General features: G+C 73.3%; 19 protein-coding genes. 11 read left to right on the top strand and 8 right to left on the bottom strand.

Features of this window, described 5'->3' with window-relative positions:
- The first annotated feature begins 30 nt into the window (after positions 1–30).
- The 5 genes from SGUI_RS12980 (at position 31) to SGUI_RS12960 (ending at position 4,476) form a co-directional block, all read left to right on the top strand.
- On the top strand, positions 31–999 hold the full coding sequence (locus SGUI_RS12980) for a hypothetical protein (RefSeq protein ID WP_157621842.1): 969 nt from the start codon (positions 31–33) through the stop codon (positions 997–999).
- Between the two features lie 399 nt (positions 1,000–1,398).
- A complete protein-coding gene (locus SGUI_RS12975) occupies positions 1,399–2,736 on the top strand; it encodes a bifunctional o-acetylhomoserine/o-acetylserine sulfhydrylase (RefSeq protein ID WP_066640987.1) in 1,338 nt (445 codons plus the stop codon).
- 1 nt (position 2,737) lies between these two features.
- Positions 2,738–3,910: a homoserine O-acetyltransferase MetX gene (gene metX / locus SGUI_RS12970; RefSeq protein WP_066640978.1), complete on the top strand. Its 1,173-nt coding sequence runs from the start codon at positions 2,738–2,740 to the stop codon at positions 3,908–3,910.
- A gap of 27 nt (positions 3,911–3,937) precedes the next feature.
- Positions 3,938–4,237: a hypothetical protein gene (locus SGUI_RS12965; RefSeq protein ID WP_066640977.1), complete on the top strand. Its 300-nt coding sequence runs from the start codon at positions 3,938–3,940 to the stop codon at positions 4,235–4,237.
- A gap of 2 nt (positions 4,238–4,239) precedes the next feature.
- Entirely contained in the window at positions 4,240–4,476 is a 237-nt protein-coding gene (locus SGUI_RS12960) for a hypothetical protein (protein ID WP_066640976.1), read from the top strand.
- A gap of 9 nt (positions 4,477–4,485) precedes the next feature.
- Here the strand turns inward: SGUI_RS12960 and SGUI_RS12955 are convergent, their stop codons facing one another.
- Positions 4,486–5,616, bottom strand: a complete 1,131-nt coding sequence (locus tag SGUI_RS12955) for a hypothetical protein (RefSeq protein WP_066640972.1) — start codon at positions 5,614–5,616, stop codon at positions 4,486–4,488.
- A 178-nt stretch (positions 5,617–5,794) separates the two neighbouring features.
- On the opposite strand from SGUI_RS12955, the gene SGUI_RS12950 reads away from it, so the two are divergent.
- From SGUI_RS12950 to SGUI_RS12940, 3 genes are all read left to right on the top strand, one after another.
- Positions 5,795–6,214 (top strand): NfeD family protein, encoded by a 420-nt coding sequence (locus SGUI_RS12950; protein ID WP_202816580.1) that lies wholly within the window; start codon positions 5,795–5,797, stop codon positions 6,212–6,214.
- A gap of 51 nt (positions 6,215–6,265) precedes the next feature.
- Positions 6,266–7,588, top strand: coding sequence for an SPFH domain-containing protein (locus tag SGUI_RS12945; RefSeq protein WP_066640967.1), 1,323 nt, complete (start codon positions 6,266–6,268; stop codon positions 7,586–7,588).
- A gap of 92 nt (positions 7,589–7,680) precedes the next feature.
- Positions 7,681–8,892, top strand: a complete 1,212-nt coding sequence (locus SGUI_RS12940; RefSeq protein WP_066640965.1) for an amidohydrolase family protein — start codon at positions 7,681–7,683, stop codon at positions 8,890–8,892.
- Here the strand turns inward: SGUI_RS12940 and SGUI_RS12935 are convergent.
- The 4 genes from SGUI_RS12935 to SGUI_RS12920 form a co-directional block, all read right to left on the bottom strand.
- Complete coding sequence (locus SGUI_RS12935; RefSeq protein WP_066640963.1) at positions 8,879–10,588, bottom strand: alpha-glucosidase; 1,710 nt, start codon at positions 10,586–10,588, stop codon at positions 8,879–8,881. The genes SGUI_RS12940 and SGUI_RS12935 overlap by 14 nt on opposite strands.
- A gap of 20 nt (positions 10,589–10,608) precedes the next feature.
- On the bottom strand, positions 10,609–11,133 hold the full coding sequence (locus SGUI_RS12930) for a gluconokinase (protein ID WP_237141356.1): 525 nt from the start codon (positions 11,131–11,133) through the stop codon (positions 10,609–10,611).
- The gene (locus SGUI_RS12925) at positions 11,130–12,569 is read right to left on the bottom strand and encodes a GntP family permease (protein WP_066640961.1); all 1,440 of its coding nucleotides are present in this window, start codon (positions 12,567–12,569) and stop codon (positions 11,130–11,132) included. The genes SGUI_RS12930 and SGUI_RS12925 overlap by 4 nt, the downstream gene beginning before the upstream one ends.
- Before the next feature lie 68 nt (positions 12,570–12,637).
- Entirely contained in the window at positions 12,638–13,294 is a 657-nt protein-coding gene (locus tag SGUI_RS12920) for an IMPACT family protein (protein WP_066640959.1), read from the bottom strand.
- A gap of 45 nt (positions 13,295–13,339) precedes the next feature.
- Between SGUI_RS12920 and SGUI_RS12915 the strand changes: the two genes are divergently transcribed.
- From SGUI_RS12915 to SGUI_RS12905, 3 genes are all read left to right on the top strand, one after another.
- Positions 13,340–13,984, top strand: coding sequence for a copper resistance CopC family protein (locus SGUI_RS12915; RefSeq protein ID WP_066640957.1), 645 nt, complete (start codon positions 13,340–13,342; stop codon positions 13,982–13,984).
- Positions 13,985–14,126: 142 nt separating this feature from the next.
- Positions 14,127–14,375 (top strand): DUF3073 domain-containing protein, encoded by a 249-nt coding sequence (locus SGUI_RS12910; RefSeq protein ID WP_066640955.1) that lies wholly within the window; start codon positions 14,127–14,129, stop codon positions 14,373–14,375.
- A 24-nt stretch (positions 14,376–14,399) separates the two neighbouring features.
- Complete coding sequence (locus SGUI_RS12905) at positions 14,400–14,930, top strand: hypothetical protein (RefSeq protein WP_066640953.1); 531 nt, start codon at positions 14,400–14,402, stop codon at positions 14,928–14,930.
- Here SGUI_RS12905 and purM read toward each other — a convergent pair.
- The 3 genes from purM to purF all read right to left on the bottom strand — a co-directional run bounded on the left by purM (position 14,900) and on the right by purF (position 18,972).
- Positions 14,900–16,024, bottom strand: coding sequence for a phosphoribosylformylglycinamidine cyclo-ligase (gene purM / locus SGUI_RS12900; RefSeq protein ID WP_066640951.1), 1,125 nt, complete (start codon positions 16,022–16,024; stop codon positions 14,900–14,902). The genes SGUI_RS12905 and purM overlap by 31 nt on opposite strands.
- Before the next feature lie 98 nt (positions 16,025–16,122).
- Positions 16,123–17,112 carry a sunset domain-containing protein gene (locus SGUI_RS12895; protein ID WP_066640949.1) on the bottom strand — a complete coding sequence of 330 codons (990 nt, stop codon included), beginning with the start codon at positions 17,110–17,112 and terminating at the stop codon, positions 16,123–16,125.
- Between the two features lie 279 nt (positions 17,113–17,391).
- Entirely contained in the window at positions 17,392–18,972 is a 1,581-nt protein-coding gene (purF, locus tag SGUI_RS12890) for an amidophosphoribosyltransferase (RefSeq protein ID WP_066640948.1), read from the bottom strand.
- Positions 18,973–19,000 lie beyond the last annotated feature (28 nt).

Here is a 19,000-nt window from a genome sequence, read left to right as displayed (position 1 = left end):
GCCTGGCCCGTTCCCGGCAGGCTGGTCGCCATGTCCGACCACCCAGCCTTTCCCGCGATTCCCGGTCAGCGCGGGCTCGCGACCTACGCCCAGCTGCGTGCGGCAGGGTGGACGGAGGCGGAGATCCGCCACCGACGGTCATCGGTATGGCGCACGCCCTACCCCAGCGTCGTGTCACCCCATCGAGGGCCGGTGCAGGGTGAGGACCTGCTGACCGCGATCGGGCTCTGGGCGGGCGAGCGGGCGGTGCTGACCGGGCTGGTGGCACTCAGCCAGCACGGACTCCGGGTCCCGGCAACGAGGGTCGCGACCTTTCTCGTGCCGAGTACGTCCCGCGCCCGGCGGCACGGTGACGCGCGCACGGTCCGGACGACGCGTATACCCGTGGTCGCCCGTCGTGACGGCACCCTACGGACGGCTCCAGCGGCCAGGGCGCTCGTCGACGCCGCCTGCCTGGAGGAGGTGTCACCGCGCGATCTCGAGGCGCTCACCATCGCCGTGCTGCAACGCGGTCTGGGTCGCCCCGAGGAGCTCGACCACGAGCTGTGGCAGCGGCCCACGGATACGGTGCAGGGGGTGCGCGCCGGCCTCCAGGCCTTCGTCGGCGGCGCCTGGTCTCGACCCGAGGCGGTGCTGCGACAGCTCTGGGACAGCCGGCCGGATCTGCCGGCGTTGCTGACCAACTGCCGGATCGTCCATGCCCCCACGGGCCGGTTCCTCGGCTGTCCGGACGGCTGGCTGCCCTCGTGGGGCGTCGCCATCCAGGTGCACTCCCGCCAGTTCCACCAGGGCGTGGACGACCAGGGCGGTGACCGGTGGGCGGACACCGTCGAGAAGGACGCCCTGCTCGTGGGCGTCGGCGCGCGGGTGATCGGTGTCTCACCCTGGACGTTGCACGCGCGACCACGGCGCTTCCTCGCCCGGGTGGACGAGGTGGTCGCCCTCGGGCCGGCCTCGCCCATGCCGGACGTACGGGTCCTGGAGTCCGCCCCGCGGTGACGGTGGTGCAGGAACGGTGTGTCACATCCGTCGTCGGAGCAACGGATGTGACACACCGTTTTCGAACCAGCATCGGTTTCACCGGGGCCCGCGGTGACGGGCGCACCTGCTGGCTTAGACCCGGCATACCGAAGCATTCTGAAGTGGCGGTGACCGTGCCGCAGATCGTGCGGAACCACCCGATCTCCTAGCCCGAAAGTCGCATTGACTTCGCTTCTCCGGCCCTGCTCTACTGGTCCCCATGACGACCCGTTCCCGCCGAATGCGCCGCTGCTGAGCCCTCCCCTCGCAGCCGATGCGCACCGCGGACCAGCGTCCGACGCCATCCCCTCCCGCTGCCGAGGCGGGCTCAGCAGAGTGATCGACCACCCTGCACCCCCTCCAGCGAAACGAGACGCGATGGCCACCTACACCGACTTCACCACCCGGCAGATCCACGCCGGCCAGACCCCCGACTCCCAGACCGGCGCCCGCGCGCTGCCGATCTACCAGACCACCTCCTACGTCTTCGAGGACGCCGACCAGGCTGCGGACCGCTTCGCCTTGGCCGAGCTGGGCCCGATCTACACCCGGATCACCAACCCGACCCAGGAGACGGTGGAGAACCGCATCGCCGACCTCGAGGGCGGCGTCGGCGCGCTGCTGGTCGCCTCCGGCTCCTCGGCGGTGACCCTGGCGATCCTCAATCTCGCCGGGGCGGGCGACCACGTCGTGTCCTCCCCCAGCCTCTACGGCGGCACGCAGAACCTCTTCGCGCACACCCTGCCCCGGCTCGGCATCGAGGTCACCTTCGTCGAGGACCCGACCGACCCCGAGCAGTGGCGCGCGGCCGCCCGGCCGACCACCAAGGCCTTCTTCGGGGAGACCATCGCCAACCCCAGCAGCGACGTCCTCGACACCCGCGCCGTCGCGGACGTCGCGCACGAGGTGGGCGTCCCGCTCGTCGTCGACAACACGGTCGCGACCCCCTACCTCGCCCGCCCCATCGAGCACGGCGCGGACATCGTGGTCCACTCCGCCACGAAGTACCTCGGCGGCCACGGCACGGCGATCGCCGGGGTGATCGTCGACGCCGGCCGCTTCGACTACGGCGCCGAGCCAGGCCGCTTCCCCGGGTTCACCGAGCCGGACGAGAGCTACCACGGGCTCGTGTATGCCGAGGCGCTCGGCGAGGGTGGCATCCTCGGCGCCAACGTGTCCTTCATCATCAAGGCGCGGGTGCAGCTGCTGCGCGACCTCGGCCCGGCGGTCTCTCCGTTCAACGCCTTCCTCATCGCCCAGGGCCTGGAGACGCTCTCGCTGCGGATCGAGCGGCACGTGGACAACGCCCGGCGCGTGGCCCAGTGGCTGACCGAGCAGGACCAGGTGCTCTCGGTCTCCTACGCCGGGCTGCCCGACCACCCCTCGCACGCCCGGGCCCAGGCATACCTGCCCGGCGGCGCCGGGGCCGTGCTCGCCTTCGAGATCGAGGGCGGGGCGCCGGCGGGGCGCGCCTTCGTCTCGGCGCTCGAGCTGCACAGCCACGTCGCCAACATCGGTGACGTCCGCTCCCTCGTCATCCACCCCGCCAGCACCACCCACTCCCAGCTGACCCCGCAGGCCCAGGCCGCGGCCGGGGTCACCCCGGGGCTGGTGCGCCTGTCGGTGGGCATCGAGGGGATCGAGGACATCCTGGCCGACCTGGAGCGGGGCTTCGCCGCCGTCTCGGCCTCCCGCCGCGAGACCGAGGCGGCCTGACGTGGCGGCCCTGCCCGGACCCGAGACGGTCGAGCCTCCCCCGGCCCCCCGCGCCCGGCGCCGCACCCAGTCGGTCGGCGACCTCACCCTGGAGTCGGGCGAGGTCCTCGAGGACGTGCGCGTCACCTACCAGGCCTGGGGCAGGCTCAACGCCGACCGCAGCAACGCCGTCCTCGTCCTGCACGCGCTCACCGGCGACAGCCACGTCGTCGGCGACCGCGGGCCGGGTCAGCCGACCTGCGGCTGGTGGCCGGGCCTCATCGGCCCCGGCGCCCCGCTGGACACCGACGAGTGGTGCGTCATCGCGCCCAGTGTCCTGGGCGGGTGCGGCGGCACGACCGGCCCGTCATCGGCGGCGCCGGACGGCCGGCCCTACGGCAGCTCCTTCCCCCGCATCACCGTCCGCGACCAGGTGCGCGCCGAGGCGCTGCTGGCCGACCGGCTCGGCATCCGCAGCTTCGCCCTGGTCGTCGGCGGCTCGGTCGGGGGTATGCGCTCGCTGGAGTGGGCAGCGAGCCTGCCCGGACGGGTGCGGCGGTGCGTGGTCCTCGCCGCGAGCGCGGCGGCGAGCGCGGACCAGATCGCCTGGTCGGTGCCGCAGCAGCACGCGATCCGGCTCGACCCGGCCTTCCACGGCGGCGACTACTACCCCGGCCCGGGGCCGCGCGCCGGGCTGGAGATCGCCCGCCAGATCGCGCACGCCACCTACCGCTCCGCGGCCGAGCTCGCGCTGCGCTTCGGCGGCGACGCCCAGAGCGGGGAGGACCCGCTGCGCGGCGGCCGGTATGCCGTGCAGTCCTACCTGGAGCACCACGGCAAGAAGCTGGTCCGCCGCTTCGACGCCAACTCCTACCTTGCCCTCACCGAGGCGATGAACAGCCACGACATCGGCCGCGGCCGCGGCGGCGTCGAGGCGGCGCTGCGCCGTATCACCGCCGAGCTGACCGTCGCGGTGGTGAGCAGCGACCGGCTCTTCACCCCGGCCGAGGGCGAGCGGGTCGCCGCGGCGCCGGCGTGCCGCGAGCTCGCCGTCATCGACAGCCCCTACGGGCACGACGCCTTCCTCATCGAGACCGAGCAGGTCTTCGGGATCATCGCGCGGGCGCTCGGCAGCCCGGCACGCGCCGAGGTGCAGCCGCCCAGGCCACGGCTGGTGGAGACTGGTCCCCGGTAGTCCGTCGGCCGACCGGAGGGAAAACGGGTGCTCCAGGTCATCGGGGCCAGCCTGCCGAGCGTCGTCGCGGTCGCGGTGTCGCCGATGCCGCTGGTCGGGCTGCTCTTCCTGCTCATCGGCCGGGGTCGTGGGGCGGCCGCGCTGTGGACGCTCGGGTGGTTCGCCGCGACGCTGCTCGGCATCGGGCTCGGCGCAGCCCTCGGGGCGAGCAGCGCCGGACGCGCGTCGTCGGGCGGCGAGGACGGCGTCAACTGGGCCGCCTGGGTCTTCGCCGTGCTCTTCCTCGTCCTCTCCTACCGTTCCTTCGCGGGTATGCCCTCGGCCTGACGATGTCGCAGGCCGGGCTGTCCGCGGCCGCGTGGTGGGTCACCCTGCTCGTCCTCGGCACGCTCTGCTCGGTGACGGCGCTCGGGGTGACCGGAAGCGCCTACCTCCTCGGCGACCGGGCGACCGCGCCGCTGCAGGCGGCCCGGACCTGGCTGGTCGGCCACAACAACCTCGTCATGGGTCTGCTCCTCCTCATGCTCGGTGCCGGCCAGCTCGGCACCGCCCTCGGCTCGCTCTGAGCCGCCGCCCTACAGCCCGGTCGGCTCGGCCAGCCAGTCGACCTCGGCGCACACGGCCCCGGGGACCAGCCCGGAGAGGGCGACCGTCGCGGCCGCCGTGGTGTTGACCACCCGGTAGTCGATCGAGGTGACCACCCGGCCGTCCTCCTCCACGGCATACGGGTCGCCCTCGAGCCCCGGCGGCAGCCCCAGCGCGTCTCCCCACCCGACGCTCTCGGTCGTGGGCCAGGACTGGGCGAGCGCGACCCGGGCGGCGGCGTCGGCCCGCGCCTCCTCGCCGGTCACGCCCTCCTCGTGCACCAGGGTGAGGGTCGCCTCCCGACCGGTGAAGGACATCCCCCACGCCCGCGGCGAGCGCAGGTCCTCGACCGGCGCCGCGCCGACGACGTTGTCCTGCTCCTCCACGGTGGCGTCGACGCCCAGCGCGGTCGGCCAGGACAGGCACCCCGGGACCGCCAGGCGGCTCTCGCCCTCGTCCTCCAGCAGCGCCGCGACCTCGTCGCGGTCCGCCAGCACGTCCCCGGTGGCCTCTCCCCGCAGCAGCAGGTGCCCGTCACGCAGCACGCTCGCGCCCTCGACGCCGGGCACCTCGTCCTGCACCGCGCGCTCCAGCCCGTCGAGGTCGAGGTCGTCCCGCAGGCGCAGCGCGAGCCCGGCCGTCCGCTCGTCATCGACCTCGTCGTCGGCCCAGCGCACCTCCCAGAGCGCGTCGTCCTGGGTCACGGCATACCGCAGCCGCAGCCGGCTGTTCTCCTCCCGCAGCACCCCGTCGGTGAGCAGCACCGTGCTCGTGCCCACGGACCGCCAGAACTCGATCGTGTCGGTCTGGATGCTCTCGCTCGTGAGGTCGGCGGCGCCGAGCCGCTCCTTGATCGCCGCCCAGTCCGTGACGGTGAGGTATGCCGCGTCCGCCGGCGCCAGTGCGAGCGCCGCCGCCTCGGGGCCGGGGTCGGGCATGGGCGCGGGCTCCGGGGTCGGCGACGTCGGGGCGGCCGTCGCCGACGTCGGGACGCCCGACGTCGGAGCGGCCGAGGCCACCGCGGCCTGGTCCGCGGTCTCCGTGGCCTCCGGCGTGCCCGTGGTGGTGCAGCCCGCGAGCAGGGGCAGGGACAGCGCGACGGCGGCGGCAGTGCGTCTCACAGGTCACAGTCTGCACGCCGGGCGCGGCCCTCGGAGGGAACCCGCCGCGCCCCGCGCACGTCAACCCCCTAGGCTGGACCGTCACAGGGGAAAGGAGCCTGCGATGCCTGAATGGCTACGAGACTCGCCACAATGGCTGTGGTGGATCGGTGCGGCCCTGACGTTCGGGATCGTCGAGATGACGACCCTGGACCTGTTGTTCCTCATGCTCGCGCTGGGCGCGCTGGTGACCGCGGTGGTCGCCGGCGCCGGGATCGGCATCATCTGGCAGGTGCTGCTCTTCGCGGTCGCCTCGGGCCTGTTCGTCTTCGCCCTGCGCCCGGTCGCGCTGAAGTACCTCCGCCTGGAGGGACGCGGCGGCCCCATGGGCGTCGCGGGCCACGTGGGCCAGACCGCGACGGTGCTGGAGCCGGTCTCCGACCGCGACGGGCTGGTCAAGCTGCGCGGTGAGGACTGGACCGCGCGGGCCGAGCTGGAGGGTCAGACCTTCGCCACCGGTGACCTGGTCACCGTGGTCCGCATCGACGGGGCGACGGCGGTGGTCGCCGCCTCCACGCCCGAGGACAAGCCCTTCGACCTGGAACCGCCGCCCGCCTGACCGGCCGGCGCTCCCGCATACCTTCGCTGGAACCGACCAAGGAGAATCCACATGGATCCCATCAACCTCATCGTCTGGGTCGTCGTGCTGCTGCTGGCGCTCTTCGTCGTCGTGGCGATCGCCCGGGCGATCCGGATCGTGCCGCAGGCGACGAGCGTCATCGTCGAGCGGCTCGGTAAGTACGACCGCACGCTGGACGCCGGGCTGCACTTCCTCGTGCCCTTCATCGACCGGCCGCGCTCGGTGGTCGACCTGCGCGAGCAGGTCGTGAGCTTCCCGCCGCAGCCGGTGATCACCAGCGACAACCTGGTGGTCTCGATCGACACCGTCATCTACTTCCAGCCCACGGACCCCAAGGCGGCGACCTACGAGATCGCCAACTACATCCAGGGCATCGAGCAGCTCACCGTCACCACGCTGCGCAACGTCATCGGCTCCCTCGACCTGGAGCAGACGCTGACCAGCCGCGACATGATCAACGGCCAGCTGCGCGGGGTGCTGGACGAGGCGACCGGCCGCTGGGGCATCCGGGTCAACCGGGTCGAGCTCAAGGCGATCGACCCGCCCGCCAGCGTGCAGGACTCGATGGAGAAGCAAATGCGCGCCGAGCGCGACCGGCGCGCCGCGATCCTCAACGCCGAGGGTGTCAAGCAGAGCCAGATCCTCACCGCCGAGGGTGAGAAGCAGGCCCAGATCCTCAAGGCCGAGGGCACCGCGCAGTCGGCGATCCTGGAGTCGCAGGGTGAGGCCCGCGCGATCCTGCAGGTCTTCGACGCCATCCACAAGGGCAACCCGGACAGCAAGCTGCTGGCCTACCAGTACCTCCAGATGCTGCCCGAGATCGCCAAGGGCGACTCCAACCAGATGTGGGTCGTGCCGACCGAGCTCACGGCCGCGCTGTCGGGCATCGGCAACGCGCTCGGCGGTGCCCGCCCCGGCGACACCGCGGCGCTCGACGCCCCCTCGCAGGGCATCAGCTCCGACGCCGGCGACATGGGCCTGGACGACATGGACACCCCCACCCTGGAGGACCCGCGCGAGGCGCTGCGCCGGGCCCGCGAGGAGGCGCAGGGCGCCACCCGCGACGCCGAGACGACGACCACCAGCCGGTCCCGCAAGGAGGCCGACCAGGCGATCGCCGAGGCCGCGGAGAAGGCCAAGCGTGCGGCCACCGGCCAGGCCGACGAGGGCCAGCAGGGCGAGCTCGGCGAGCTCTCCCAGCCCGAGCAGGTCGCGCCCGACCTCGGCCAGCAGGCCGGCCAGGCGCAGGAGCAGGGCGACGCCGACGCGCAGGCGCAGGCGGACCCGGAGGCTGAGCCGTGGGAACGGCCTGAGGGCGAGGGCCAGCCGTGGCGACGGGACGAGCAGAGCTGACCGCTCGACGCTGAGCAGCGGGACGGGACGGGGCGCGACCGACAGGTCGCGCCCCGTCCTGCGTGCAGGCCGCCCTCCGTAGGCTGACCGGCATGTGGATCACCGACGTCCGCTCCTGGGGCGGCCCTCCCTGCGACGTCCGGGTCGAGGGCGAGCACATCACGCAGGTCACCGCCCCCTCCCCGGACAGGCCCTCGACCACCGGCGAGGTCGTCCTGGAGGGACGGGGCCGGCTGCTCCTGCCCGCCTTCGCCGACGTCCACGTGCACCTCGACTCCACCCGGCTGGGGCTGCCCTTCCGCCCGCACACCGGCGGCCCCGGCGTGTGGACGATGATGCTCAACGACCGGGAGCACTGGCGGGACGCGGAGGTCGGTCTCGTCGAACGGGTCGACCACACGCTGGAGCTCATGATCGCCCGGGGCACCACCCGGGTGCGCTCCTTCGCGCAGGTCGACGTCGACTGCGGCCTGGAGCGGCTCGAGGCGGTGCTCGCCGCCCGCGAGACCCACAGCGAGCGGGCCGAGGTCCAGGTCATCGCCTTCCCGCAGGCGGGGCTGCTGCGCGAGCAGGGCTCGGTCGAGGTGCTCGAGGAGGCGCTGCGGGCCGGGGCGGACGTGGTGGGCGGCATCGACCCCTGCTCGCTGGACCGCGACCCGGCGCGTCACCTGGACCTCGTCTTCGAGCTCGCGCAACGGCATACCGTGCCCGTCGACATCCACCTGCACGAGCCGGGCGAGCTCGGACGCTTCTCCGCCGACCTCATCTGCGAGCGCACCGAGGCGCTCGGGATGCAGGGCCAGGTGCTCATCTCGCACGGCTACGGCCTCTGGGACGGCACCGAGCCGCAGACCGCGGCCCTCGTGGAGCGCCTCGCCGAGCTCGACGTCGCCACGGCGACCGTCGCCCCCGGCGGCCGGCAGACCCTGCCGCTCGCGCAGCTCGCCGAGGCCGGGGTGCGCGTGGGGCTCGGCGAGGACGGCCAGCGCGACTACTGGTCGCCCTACGGCAACGGCGACATGCTCGACCGCACCTGGCAGCTGGCCTTCACCCACGGGTTCCGGGCCGACGCCCTCGTCGAGCACGCGCTCGCCGTCGCCACCCGCGGCGGCGCCAGCATCATGGACCCGGGTATGCCGCGGCTCACCGGCGTCGAGGACCGGCCGGGCCTCGCGGTCGGTGACCGGGCCGACCTGCTCCTCGTCGCCGGCGAGACCCCGACGTCGGCGGTCATGGACCGGCCCGGTGACCGGACCGTCCTGCACCGCGGGCGCGTGGTCGCGGACGCGCTCAGGCTCCTCTGAGCAGGACCACCGACTCCCAGCCCAGCAGCACGCCGCCCTCCTGCACCCCGGCGGCGGCCTCGGTCGAGGTCGACACCGCCACGGCGGCGTCCCGCCAGCCGTCGAGCAGACCCTCGGGCAGGGTGAGCGGCTCGCGGGTGAAGGAGGCCAGGGTCAGCAGCTCGACGCCGTCGAGCTCACGCCCGAAGGCCCACAGGTCGGGGTGATCCATCGCCAGCGGGGTGATGCCGCCGCGGGCCACCACCTCGTGCTCGTGCCGGAGCGCGACGAGCGCGCGGTAGTGCTCGAGGACGGAGCCGGCGACGCCCACCTGCGCCTCGGCGTTGATCTCCCGGTGGTTGGGGTTGACGCCGATCCACGGCTCGCCGTCGGTGAACCCTGCCCCCGGTGCGGCGCTCCACTGCACCGGGGTCCGGGCGTTGTCGCGGCTCACCTCGCGCAGGCCCGCGAGCAGCTCCTCGAAGCCGACGCCGGCGACCTCCTGCTCGGCGACGTGGTTGAGCGACTCGATGTCGCGCAGGTCGGCGAGCGTCGCGAAGGGGAGGTTCGTCATCCCCAGCTCCTCGCCCTGGTAGACGTACGGCGTCCCGCGCAGGGTGTGCAGCACGCTCGCCAGGGTCTTGGCCGAGCGCTCGCGCCACGCCGGGTCGTCGTCGCCGAACCGGGACACCGCCCGCGGCTGGTCGTGGTTGTCCCAGTAGAGGCTGTTCCACCCCCGGTCGGCGAGGCCGGTCTGCCAGCGCATGAGGCTCTCGCGCAGCTCGGGCATGGTGACCGGCACCCGGTCGAACTTCCCGCCCGCCCCGATGCCGAGGTCGACGTGCTCGAACTGGAAGACCATGTCCACCTCCCCGCGCTCCGGGTCGGTGTAGCGGCGGGCGGTGTCGACGTCGACGCCGGGCGTCTCGCCCACCGTGAGGAAGGCGCGAGGGTGGTCGGCGAAGACCTCGCGGCGCATCTCGGCGAGGAACTCGTGCATCCGCGGACCGTCGACCACGGAGTGGAAGCAGTCGCCGTCGGTGAGGGTCCCGGGCTTGGAGACGAGGTTGATGACGTCCATCCGGAAACCGTCGACGCCCCGGTCCAGCCACCACCGCATCATCGCGTAGACCGACTCCCTGACCTGCGGGTTCTCCCAGTTCAGGTCGGGCTGCTTGCGGCTGAACAGGTGCAGGTAGTACTCCCCCGTCGCCTCGTCGAACTCCCACGCCGGCCCGGAGAAGAAGGAGCGCCAGTCGGTCGGCTCGGCGCCCGGCTCCCCTCCGGTATGCCCCTCCCGCGGCGGGCGCCACCAGTACCAGTCGCGCCGGTCCGACACCGGGGAGGAGCGGCTGTCCTCGAACCAGGGGTGCTCGTCGCTGGTGTGGTTGACCACGAGGTCCATGACCAGGCGGATCCCCCGCCCGTGCAGGGCGGCGATCAGCTCGTCCATCACCTCCAGCGAGCCGAAGACCGGGTCGATGTCCTGGTAGTCGCTGATGTCGTAGCCGTTGTCGTCCTGCGGGCTCCGGTAGACCGGGCTGAGCCAGACCACGTCCACCCCGAGGTGCTCCAGGTGGTCGAGGTGGTCCAGCACGCCGCGCAGGTCCCCGATGCCGTCCCCGTCGCCGTCGGCGAAGCTGCGCGGGTAGATCTGGTAGACGACGGCGGAGCTCCACCAGTCGCGGGGCAGCGGGGCGTCGAGGGGCGCGGGCATACCGCGACTGTATGCGCCGCTCAGCGGTCCAGCTGCGCGAGCACCATGCGCGCGATCCGCTCCGGCGGGTTCGCGACGTCGTAGGTCGCGCCGCGCTCCTCGGCCCCCAGCGGCTCGAGGGTGTCGAGCTGGGACTCCAGGAGCGAGGGCGGCATGAAGTGGTCGCGCGTGCTCATCCGGTCCAGCAGCAGGCCCTTGTCGCCGACGAGGTGGACGAACCACGTGCCCTCGCCCCCGCGCCGCAGGATGTCGCGGTAGACGTGGCGCAGCGCGGAGCAGGTGAGGATCGTCGGCTCCGCGCGCGCGTCCCGCTCGCGGGTCCAGCCGGCCAGGGCCTCCAGCCAGGGCCACCGGTCCTCGTCGACGAGCGGGCGACCGCTGGCCATCTTGGCGACGTTGGCCTCCGGGTGGAAGTCGTCCCCTTCGGCGAAGTCCCAGCCGAGCCGGCTGTGCAGCGCCTGCGCGATCGTCGACTTGCCGGTGCCGGACACCCCCATGACCACGAGGTGGATCGGCTCCGCGACCGGGTCGGGCAGCGGCGTCACGGCACCACGACCCAGAGGCCGAGGGCCAGGACGAAGATCGTCAGGCCCAGGGTCGTCTCCATGACCGTCCAGGTCCGCAGCGTGGTCTTGACGTCCATCCCGAAGAAGCGGCTGACCAGCCAGAAGCCCGAGTCGTTGACGTGGGAGAGGACCGTGGCCCCGGCGGCGATCGCGAGCACGAGGCAGGCGATCTTGAGGTCGGACAGGCCGTCCGCCGCCACGGCGGCCGAGATGAGGCCCGCGGTGGTGGTCAGCGCCACCGTCGCCGAGCCCTGGGCCACCCGGAGCAGGGTGGCGATGAGGAAGGCGGACACGATGAGCGGCAGGCCGAGGTCGGACAGGCTGTCCGAGAGCGCCGAGCCGATGCCGGAGTAGCGCAGGACGCCGCCGAACATGCCACCCGCGCCGGTGATGAGGATGATCGCGCAGATCGGCCCGAGCGCGTCGTTGAGCAGGCTCTCGACGGTGGCCAGCGACCTGCCCTTGGTGCCGAGCACGTAGGTGGTGACGAGCAGGGTGATGAGCAGCGCGACCGGGGTCTGGCCGATGAAGACGAGGGCGTCCAGGACCACGTTGTCGCCGAGCACCTCGGCCGAGCGCAGCGTGCCGATCCCGGTGTTGAGCGCGATGAGGACGAAGGGCAGCAGCAGCAGCCCCAGGACCATCCCGAAGGACGGCGGAGCGACCTCCTCCTCGCCGCTCGCGATCCGCTCGGCGCGGGCGTCGTCGTCGCCGTCGTCCAGGTCGCCCGGCTCGCCGGACACCGTGCCGCGCAGCATGCTGTCGTTGATCGGCACCATGATCTTGCCGGCGTAGGCGGTGGTGACGAGGTAGACGCCGACGTACCACGCGACGAAGGCGACGGGGAGGCCGATGAGCAGGCTGAGCCCGATGGACCCGCCGAGCTCGGTCGCCGCGGTCACCGGGCCGGGGTGCGGGGGCACGATGGCGTGCATCGCGGCGAAGGCGCCGGCGGCGGGGAGGGCATACAGCAGCACCGACCCGCCGAAGCGTCGGGCGACGGAGAAGATGATGGGCAGAAAGACGACCAGGCCGGCGTCGAAGAAGATCGGGATGCCGAAGAACAGCGCGGCCACGCCGAGCGCGAGCGGGGCCCGTTGCTCGCCGAAGCGGTTGATCATGGTGTCGGCGAGCACCTGGGCACCGCCGGTGACCTCCAGGATGCGCCCGATCATGGCGCCGAGGCCGACGAGCAGCGCGACCGAGCCGAGGGTGGTGCCGAAGAAGCCGGTGGCCACGCCGGCGAGCTCGCCGAAGGGTATGCCGGCCGCGAGCCCGGTGAGGAAGCTCACCGAGATGAGCGCCACGAAGGCGTGCATGCGCAGCTTGATGATGAGGAAGAGCAGGACCGCCACGGCGACCGCCGCGATGGTCAGGAGAGTGCCCGCTCCGTAGACGGGATCCATCGGTTCCATAGGGTCTCCCCGGGTCGACGTCGGCGCTGTGGGACACACCGTAGCGCCGCAGCGTCACCGCCGTACGCTCACCCGCCGCGCGGGCCGCCGGGCGCGTCCAACCAGGCCTGCCCCTCGGTCCCGGGGACCGGCTCGGCCGCCCCGGCGGTCAGCTCGGCCAGCAGGTCCGGCAGCCCCGAAGCCTGCGCGACGGGCACCTGGAGCCGCAGGGTGACGTCGCGGGCATACCGGACGTCGCCGATCGAGACGCCGCGCGCACGCAGGTCGTGCTCCAGCCGCCCCGCGAGGTCGTGACCTGCGCGGACGTCGACCTCGTGCACCAGCATCCGGGTCAGCAGCGGCGCCTGCTCCACCGCGTCCCGGACCGCCCCGCCGTAGGCGCGGGCGAGCCCGCCGGTGCCCAGCTTCGTCCCGCCGAACCAGCGGGTGACGACGGCGACCACCTCGGTGAGGCCGGCGTGGGTGAGCGCCTCGAGCATCGGCATACCGGCGCTGCCGGCCGGCTCGCCGTCGTCGTTGCTGCGCACGAGCGAACCGTCGGCGCCGAGGACGAAGGCCGAGCAGTGGTGCCCGGCGTCCCAGTGCGTCCGCCGCGCCTCGTCGACGACCTCCCGGGCGGCGGCCTCGTCCTCGGCCCGCCGCAGCCAGCACTCGAAGACCGACCGCCTCTCCTCGAGGCGCCCCACGACGGGGGTGGCGATCGTCCGGTAGGTCGTCGGCTCCACCAGGCGAGGGTAGGCCGCACCAGGGTCTGCTCCTACACTGCGAGCATGGCCTCCCTCCGCACGCTGCCCGCCGCCGTCCTCGCCGCCGGCCTCGTCCTCGTGCCCGCGACCGCGCAGGCGCACGACGAGCTCACCGGCAGCGAACCGTCCGACGGTGCCACCGGCGAGGCCCCGGACGACCTCACCCTCACCTTCAGCGGCAACATCGCCGAGGTCGGCGCGGCCGTCACCGTGACCTCCCCGGACGGCAGCTCGGTCACCGACGGTGAGCCGCAGGTGGACGGCACCGAGGTGGAGCAGGACCTCGCGGACGACCTCACCGACGGGGAGTATGCCGTCGCCTGGCGGGTGACCAGCGAGGACGGTCACCCGATCTCCGGAGAGTTCGGCTTCACCGTCGAGGGTGCGGCCGCGCAGACTTCGGAGGAGACCTCCGAGGAGGCCCAGCCGGAGGAGTCGTCCGAGGCCCCGCAGGAGAGCGAGGCCGAGCCGGCCCCCACGCCGGAGGAGACCCAGGGTGCCGAGGAGGAGACCACCGAGGAGGAGACGACCGACGACTCCGGCCAGACGTCCGAGGAGTCCGTCAGCACGGCGACCGGTGTGCCCGGCTGGGCGTGGGTCGTGGTGGGCGTGGCGGTCGCCGGGCTGCTCGGCACGCTGGCCTGGACCTGGCAGCGCGGACGCTCCTGACGGCGGGTCCTGATGCGGGAGGTCGGCCCCCTCTCATGTACCGTAGGGCCCACGGATTACACACATTCCCGGGCCGGCTCCGCGACCTGAGCGATCAGCCAGCGATGCCGCCCCGGCAGACTCGAGGCAAGGGGGTCACGCCATGGGGCGCGGCCGGGCCAAGGCAAAGCAGATCAAGGTTGCACGGAAGCTGAAGTACTCAGCTCCCGACACCGACCTCTCCGCACTCGAGCGGGAGTTGCACTCCACGCGCGGCGAGTTCGACTACTCCCCTCCGGGCGACGAGGTCGACGATGACGACGACCTCGACCCCGAGGACGACAGCTACGCCGAGCACACCGACGACGAGCGCGGCGACGACTACGGCTCCTGGGCCGCAGGCGGTCGCTGAGACCGTGACCGCGGGGGCGGGGCGGTGAGCACCCGCAGCAGGCACGAGGCCCGGTGGACGCACGCCGAGGCCACGGCCAGCGGGCGACTGCCCCGCAACGCGTGGTGGATGCTCCCGCTGCTCCTCGGACTCGCGCTGCTCGCGCTCTACGGCGGCTACCGGGTCTACATGGGTATCGACACCGTCACCTACGAGGTGCGGCAGTGCGAGGAGTCCCTCACCGAGCAGTCGAGCTGGGACGAGGTGCAGGCGGCGGCCTGCGACCCGGTGCCCGCGGCGCCGGTCACCATGGCGCTCATGCAGGGCATGGACCGGATCGAGCCGGACGACGTCTCCGGGTCGGTCCTCACCTGGGACGCCTGGCCGGTCAACTCGCCGGAGCACAGCGTCGACCTCGAGCTGCAGGACCCGGCGCAGACGGTCGTCATCGCCGAGCCCGAGGCGCAGCGCGTCCGCGTCGAGCTGACCAGCGACGCCAGCGAGACCATGTGGGGCGGCTTCATCGGCGGCCGCGGGCCCACGTCCTACTGGGTGCTGATCACGCCGGCGGGATAGCTCCCCACCACGCGCACGGCCCCGCCGTCCACGCCCTTGGCGCCCTGCACCACGTCGCCGTCCTGCTCGCCGGTCCCGCCGCGGCTCACCGTGCCGATCTGCCAGGTGTCGACGCCCGCGCCCGTCAGCAGCTCGATCGCCCGTCCGGCGCGGTCGGCCGACAGCACCGCGACGAAGCCGACGCCCATGTTGAGCGTCTGCTCCAGGTCGGGCTGCGGCACCCGGCCCAGCTCCTGGACGAGGGTGAAGATCGGCGGCGGCGTCCACGAGCGCTCGACGGTGGCCAGCGTCCCGGCGGGCAGGACCCGTGCGAGGTTGGCCGCGAGCCCTCCCCCGGTGACGTGCGAGAGGGCGTGCAGGTCGGTCCCGAGGTCGCGCACCAGCTCCAGCAGCGGGCGGGTGTAGATCCGGGTCGGCTCCAGGCATTCCTCGCCGAGCGTGCGCCCGAGCTCGGGCACCTGCCGGTCCCATGCCCAACCCGACGCCCCGACGACCCGGCGGACGAGGGAGAAGCCGTTGCTGTGCAGCCCGGAGCTGGCCAGGGCGAGCACGACGTCGCCGTCCTCGACCCGGTGCGGGCCGAGGACCGCGTCGTGCTCGACCACGCCGGTCGCCGCCCCGGCCACGTCGTACTCCTCCGGGTCGAGCAGGCCCGGGTGCTCGGCCGTCTCGCCGCCGACCAGCGCGACGCCGGCGAGCTCGCACCCCCGCGCGATGCCCGACACGATCGCGGCGATGCGCTCCGGGACGACCCGGCCGCAGGCGATGTAGTCGGTCATGAACAGCGGCTCGGCCCCGCTCACGACGATGTCGTCGACGACCATCCCGACGAGGTCCTGCCCGATCGTGTCGTGCCGGTCCATGGCCTGCGCGAGCGCCACCTTGGTGCCGACGCCGTCGGTCGAGGTGGCGAGCACCGGGCGGCGCATCCCCTGCAGCGCCGAGGCGTCGAACATCCCGGCGAACCCGCCGAGCCCGCCGAGCACCTCCGGGCGCTGCGCGCGCCGGACCGACTCCTTCATGAGCTCCACGGCGCGGTCGCCCGCGTGCACGTCGACGCCCGCGCTGGCATACGTGATCGGCTGGTCGCTCATCAGGTGCGTTCCCTCGGGGGTCGGGACGGGTGCGCACCCAGGGTATGCCGCCGCGCGCCGGCAGCGGCGACCGGACTCGGGCCCGGGGGCCGGACGGCTCAGCCGTGGGCGTGCCGGAAGCCGGCCTGCTCCGCGGTCTGCGCGTCGACGAAGCACTCGTGCGGTGCGGTGTCGTAGCCCTCCTCGTCGGGGAGCACGTAGGTCATCGTGTCGTGCCAGGCCTTGACCGGGTGGCCCTCCGGGGTCCCGCCGTCTCTGCTCGGCGCCGCCGAACCCCAGCCGTGCCCGCCGTCGCGGATCTCCTCGGTGGTGTCGGGGGTGGAGCCCCCTTCGCCCTCGGTGCCGCCAGGGCCGCCCGCGGATTCCTCGCCCGTCGACCCGGCCTCTCCGGTGTCAGGGGTGCCGCTGCCGTCCGTGGGCTCCGCCTCGGCCTGGGTCTGCCCCGTGGCGCTGTCGTCGCCCGTGCTGTCGTCGACCGCGGTCAGCGTGGCCTGGTCGGTCTCCAGGTGCTGGGGTTCCTCGCCCTCGCCGGCCGCCCAGTCCCCCGGCTGACGGAAGTCCGCACCGGCGTCGACGTCGTGGTTGGCCGGGTCGTGCTCGCGCGCGAACTCCTCCTGCCGGCGCCGGGTCTCCTCCGCGGCCTCCTCGGCGTCCCGCTCCGCCTCGTCGTCGTCCTGCCCGTCCCCGTCCTCGCCGTCATCGTCCGCGTCAGAGGTCTCCGCGGCCGAGGACGCGTCGGACGCGTCGGCGGCCGTCCCCTCCGGCTCTGCGGAACCGCTCTCGTCGTCCTCGTCGGAGTCGTCCTCGGAATCCGCGTCGGAGTCTGCGTCGGAGTCCGACGCCCCAGCCGTCTCCCCCTCGGCCTGGTCGGTCGTCCCCTCCGCCGACCCCGCCGAGCTCCCTTCAGCCAGGGCGTCGCCCCTCGTCCCGTCGCCGGACCCCGAGGAACTCCCCTCGTCGATGCCGCCGTCACCGGTCTTCTCGCCCCCAGAGCCCGAGGCACTCCCCTCGAAGCCGCCCTCGGTCTCCGACGTGGTCTGCTCCTGGTCCTCGGTGTCCGAGGTGGCCCGCTCGTCCTGCTCGCTCATGACGTCTCCGCATCTCGGGTCGCCGCCGTCGCCGACCCGTCGCCACGGACGCTAGACCCGATCCGGCTCCTCCCGCGCGGCGAAGCGCCCCCGCACCTGCCTGGACGTCACCTGTGCACGCGTGTGCGGCCGGTGCATACGTTATTTCCTACGCTCTGCCCGCATATCCGTGCCCAGGTATGCCTGGGGCTCGTGTGGCGTGCACAGGCTGCAGAAGCGTGCACAGGTCGGGAGAGGGAACGGGAGACAGGCCCGCCCCCCTCGGAGGTATGCCCTCCCTCAGGGGCGGCGCACGGCGTCGGCGCCGCCGGCCGTGGCCGTGACACCGACCCGGTCGACGTCCAGCGTGCCGACGTCCGTCGGGTCCACGTCGGCCTCGTCGACCGGGAACTGCAGCTCCAGCACATCCTTGCCGAGCTGGTCCTCGGCCGGGAGCTCGATCGGGTAGTCGCCGGAGAAGCAGGCGGTGCACAGCGCGGACCGGGGCTGCTCGGTGGCGGCCACCATGCCCTCCTCGCTGATGTATCCCAGCGAGTCCGCCCCGACCGAGGCGCAGATGTCCTCGGCCTCCAGCCCGGTGGCGATGAGCTCGGCGCGGGTGGCGAAGTCGATGCCGTAGAAGCAGGGCCAGCGCACCGGGGGCGAGGAGATCCGCACGTGCACCTCGGCCGCGCCCGCCTCGCGCAGCATCCGGACCAGGGCCCGCTGCGTGTTGCCCCGCACGATCGAGTCGTCGACGACCACGAGCCGCTTGCCCTTGATGACGTCCCGCAGCGGGTTGAGCTTGAGCCGGATGCCGAGCTGCCGGATCGTCTGGCTGGGCGCGATGAAGGTCCGCCCGACATAGGCGTTCTTCACCAGGCCCTGGCCGTAGGGGATCCCGGACTCCTCGGCATACCCGATCGCCGCCGGGGTCCCCGACTCCGGCGTCGGCATGACCATGTCCGCCTCGACCGGGTGCTCGCGCGCGAGCTGACGCCCCATCTCCACCCGGGAGTCGTAGACCTCGCGTCCGGCGATGCGGGTGTCCGGGCGGGCGAGGTAGACCCACTCGAAGACGCACCGCTTGGGGGCGGCCTGCGTGAAGCGGCTGGAGCGCAGGCCGTTCTCGTCGATGGCGATGAGCTCGCCCGGCTCGACCTCACGCACCACCGAGGCCCCGACGATGTCGAGCGCCGCGGTCTCCGAGGCGACCACCCACCCCCGCTCCAGCCGGCCGAGGACCAGGGGACGCACGCCCTGCGGGTCGCGGGCGGCATACAGCGTGCCCTCGTCGCAGAAGACGAGGGAGAAGGCGCCGCGCAGCTGCGGCAGCACCCGCATCGCCGACTCCTGCAGGGACAGGTCGGGGTCCGCGGTGAGCAGCCCGGTGACGATCGCGGTGTCGGTGGTGTTGCCCCGGCCGACCTCCCCGGCGGAACGGCTCAGGTCGCCCCCCAGGGCCTCGCGGAGCAGGTCGCGCAGCTCGGCGGTGTTGATGAGGTTGCCGTTGTGGGTCAGCGCCAGGGTGGAGTCGGCGGTGCCGCCGAGGGTCGGCTGCGCGTTGTGCCAGGAGTTGCGCCCGGTCGTCGAGTAGCGGCAGTGGCCCACGGCCAGGTGACCCTGAAGCGAGGCGAGCGCCGACTCGTCGAAGACCTGGCTGACCAGCCCGACGTCCTTGTAGACCACGAGCCGCTGGCCGTCGCTCGTCGCGATCCCGGCCGCCTCCTGTCCGCGGTGCTGCAGGGCGTAGAGGCCGAAGTAGGTGAGCTTGGCGACCTCCTCGCCCGGCGCCCACACCCCGAAGACCCCGCAGGCGTCCTGGGGCAGGCGCTCCTCGGGAAGCAGGTCGTGCGAGAGTCGTCCGTCAGCGCGAGCCACGTCGCCATGGTCCCACAGCCGGGCGCCC

It is taken from the genome of Serinicoccus hydrothermalis (assembly GCF_001685415.1).
GTDB classification, from domain to species: Bacteria; Actinomycetota; Actinomycetes; order Actinomycetales; family Dermatophilaceae; genus Ornithinicoccus; species Ornithinicoccus hydrothermalis.
This window is presented reverse-complemented; position numbering and strand designations above follow the sequence as displayed.